Origin of the sequence: Vibrio sp. 10N.222.48.A3, assembly GCF_041475345.1 — a bacterium.
In the GTDB taxonomy this organism is placed as follows: domain Bacteria; phylum Pseudomonadota; class Gammaproteobacteria; order Enterobacterales; family Vibrionaceae; genus Vibrio; species Vibrio tasmaniensis_A.
This window is the reverse complement of the sequence record NZ_JBFRVX010000702.1, coordinates 1-3,296: the sequence shown is the minus strand read 5'-3', so window position 1 is coordinate 3,296 and position 3,296 is coordinate 1. Positions and strand designations below refer to the sequence as shown.

Genomic DNA, 3,296 nt, shown 5'->3' with positions numbered 1-3,296 from the left:
AGTTGAGTATTTCTATGAACATAATCAATCTAGTGAGAAAAGGATTAATGAAAATTCTGAAGTAATACAGAGTTTGCAGTTGTCAATCGGCTATCAGCAAGATGAAATAGACCTTTTAAAAAGCAAAATAAAAGGTAAGGAAGATTTCATTGAGGTCATGCAAAAAAAATTAGAAGTGAAAAATTATGAAATTAGAGCTATAAATGACCAAGTTATTGAAATGAAAGCTATAAACAATCAATTACTTGAACGTCTAGATAGACCTACTTTTTTAAATAAACTATCAAGGCTTTTTATAAATATATATAAACGTTGCCTTGCTATTTTTTCCTGATCTTTTAAGTCAAATTTAATACCTTAGCGATTGAAAACAGTTTTTGCTAAGATTTAATCATAGGGCTAGTTATGAAAAATCAACATCTTACGATAATGAAACATTACGAAAAATGTTTAGATTTATATGGTGACACTCATTTAGGTGTCGATTGGCCAAATAAAGAAGATGCGAGGTTACGATATGCAATTATGAAAGATTTAATTGTACAAGAAGATCTTAACTCGCGTATTTCCTTGTTAGACTTTGGCTGTGGGGCTTCTCATTTTTTTGAATACTTGAAAGATGTAGAGCTTAATAATGTAGATTATTCAGGCCTTGATATATCAAGGAAGTTTGTGACCTTGTCTAAGGAGAAATTTCCAGGCAACAGCTACTATTGTGTTGATATATTAAATAACGATACCGAATTACCACAGTTTGACTACGCTATTCTAAATGGAGTATTTACTGAAAAATGTGACCTCTCATTCGAAGAAATGTTATCCTTTTTCAAAGCTGTACTTACTCGTGTTTTTGCAAAGGTAAATATAGGTATGGCGTTCAATGTAATGTCAAAAAATGTAGATTGGGAGAGGGATGATTTATTTCACCTTTCTCTGGACTTGCTCACAGAGTTCTTGTCAAAAAATGTCTCAAGGAAATATATCATACGGAATGACTATGGTTTATATGAATATACAGTTTACGTCTATAAGTAGGGACTAGTGATGAAGCCAATTGTTGTATTTGGGGTTGAAGACTTTGCCGAACTTGCGTATTACTATTTGACTACGGATTCACCTTACAAAGTAGTTGCTTTTACAGTCCATGAAAAATACATGAAATGTAAAAGATATAATAATCTTCCTGTTATACCTTTTGAAGAGTTGGAAAAAAAATACCCTCCAGAACAATATGATTTGTTTGCGCCAATGATGGCAAAGAGAATGAATACTCTAAGAGAAAAAGTATACTTAGAAGGTAAAGAAAAAGGGTATGACTTCATTTCGTATGTCAGTTCAAAAGCTACAGTTTTTAACAATGTAATTGGAGAGAATTGTTTTATATTGGAAAATAATACTATTCAACCATTTTCTGTAATTGGGAATAATGTAGTGTTGTGGAGTGGGAACCATATTGGGCACCATGGTATAGTTAAAGACCATGTTTTTTTTACTTCACATGTCGTAATGTCAGGGCACTGTGTAATTGGCGAGAATTGCTTTCTAGGTGTTAATTCGACTATAAGAGATGGTTCCAATCTAGCCAAAGGCACACTCTTATCAATGTCTTCGTGTCTAACTTTAAAAGAAACAGAAGAGTGGGGAGTGTATATCGGTCATCCCGCAAAGAAAAAAGGGACTCGTTTTAGCTATGACGTATTTTAATCATTATAAATGGGAAAAGGTGGGGCTGATATATAAACCCAACAACACTATACCTTGGAGTGTTACTCATGCCCAAGCTCCAGTTGCTGATTATATTGAAGATAAGAATATTATACGTGTATACTTTTCCACTAGAAATATTGATGGTTTAAGTCTACCAACATTTGTCGATCTTAATGCAGATAACCCTTTAGAAATTATTCATATTAATGAAAGCCCTCTACTTGACCTTGGAAGCTTAGGTACATTTGATGATAGAGGTGTAATGCCATCATGGGTTGTTAATCGAGGTGATGAACGATGGTTATATTATATCGGGTGGAATGTAAGGGATAATATTTCCTATCACAACAGTGTAGGTTTAGCAATCGCTTCTTCTTCCGATGATAAATTTGTTAGGTTCTCCGAAGGGCCGTTGTGGGATAGAGATTGGAAAGAACCTTATTTTTCGGCGTCTACTTGCGTTTTATTTGATGATGGTGTTTGGAAAAATTGGTACTTATCCTGTACTGGTTGGAAGGTTGTCAATGGTAAATCGGAACCACGTTACCATATCAAATATGCTGAGTCTGAAGATGGGATCAATTGGGTCAGAGAAGGAAAAGTCGCTATAGACTATAAAAATGAGGAAGAGGCAGGTATCGTAAAAGCTTCTGTAGTCAAAGAAAACGGAAGATATCGAATGTGGTTTTCATACCGTAATTTCACAAACTATAGAACTGATCCAAAAGCTAGCTATCGTATTGGATATGCCGAGTCGAAGGATGGCATTGTTTGGAATCGAAATGACGACCTTGCAGGAATTGATATTAGCGCTTCGGGCTGGGATTCTGAAATGATAGCATATCCCCATGTAATAAAAGTAAAAGAGAGTTATCTTATGTTTTATAACGGTAATGGTTTTGGCCGATCAGGCTTTGGGTATGCTCGTTTGTTGAAATGATAATTATCGTTCGATATTGAATTGAAATTTTTGTTTTATTAGTTTGTAAAATTACAAATGGATTTTAAATGTTATTGAGAAGTCTATATTATTTGTTCCCTAGGTTTATTCGTCACCAATATATTGACAGTATTATATTCTACCGCCATGTTTTTTTTAGGCTAATAAGTTTATTTAAATCTAAGGAAAATAAACCCGAAGAAAATCGTTTCGATGTAAGACTAGTCGGGGATTTAGAGTTATTGGGGGGGGGATGTGAAATTATCCAACATGTATCTGAACGCTATGCAAGTGTACAAGGTCCACTCTTGTATGTAGATAATCAGGAATGTAAACGTTCATCGCTTGAAGGTAGATTACCTGATACTAAAGTTGTGCGTTTAAGCGGAGTTCAGGTTATTGGTTCTACAGATGCTGTAATTTCCGGAATAAATATGTACCATCATGAATTAAGCCTAATGGAAAATATTCATGATTTAAAGCGGCCAGATATTTTCTTGAAATATGAAGAACTGGAAGGTTTTGATTTTCAGATTTCGTTTATTCGTGAAAAGTTAACTCTAGATGGATTAGTGGTAAGTTTATTAAAAGAACATTCGACTAATTATTATCACTGGGTTACAGAAGTTATACCAAAGCTAGCTAATAT

At 34.1% G+C, this 3,296-nt stretch carries 4 protein-coding genes and 1 pseudogene; all 5 read left to right on the top strand.

The window, feature by feature from the left end; translation table 11 throughout:
- A partial coding sequence (locus AB4653_RS18645; RefSeq protein WP_372104960.1) for a hypothetical protein occupies positions 1–334 on the top strand: 334 nt, incomplete at its 5' end.
- A 71-nt stretch (positions 335–405) separates the two neighbouring features.
- Positions 406–1,035 (top strand): class I SAM-dependent methyltransferase, encoded by a 630-nt coding sequence (locus AB4653_RS18640; RefSeq protein WP_009847945.1) that lies wholly within the window; start codon positions 406–408, stop codon positions 1,033–1,035.
- A 9-nt stretch (positions 1,036–1,044) separates the two neighbouring features.
- Positions 1,045–1,704 carry an acetyltransferase gene (locus AB4653_RS18635; protein ID WP_009847944.1) on the top strand — a complete coding sequence of 220 codons (660 nt, stop codon included), beginning with the start codon at positions 1,045–1,047 and terminating at the stop codon, positions 1,702–1,704.
- The gene (locus tag AB4653_RS18630) at positions 1,691–2,647 is read left to right on the top strand and encodes a hypothetical protein (protein ID WP_009847943.1); all 957 of its coding nucleotides are present in this window, start codon (positions 1,691–1,693) and stop codon (positions 2,645–2,647) included. Before AB4653_RS18635 ends, AB4653_RS18630 begins: the two co-directional genes overlap by 14 nt.
- Positions 2,648–2,715: 68 nt before the next feature.
- Positions 2,716–3,296 (top strand): annotated as a pseudogene (locus AB4653_RS18625) (glycosyltransferase family 61 protein); the annotation flags it as partial.

Excerpts from the sequence above, each read along its gene's own strand:
- AB4653_RS18640 (WP_009847945.1), top strand. The coding sequence starts at position 406 with ATGAAAAATCAACATCTTACGATAATGAAACATTACGAAAAATGTTTA.
- AB4653_RS18635 (WP_009847944.1), top strand. The coding sequence starts at position 1,045 with ATGAAGCCAATTGTTGTATTTGGGGTTGAAGACTTTGCCGAACTTGCG.
- AB4653_RS18630 (WP_009847943.1), top strand. The coding sequence starts at position 1,691 with ATGACGTATTTTAATCATTATAAATGGGAAAAGGTGGGGCTGATATAT.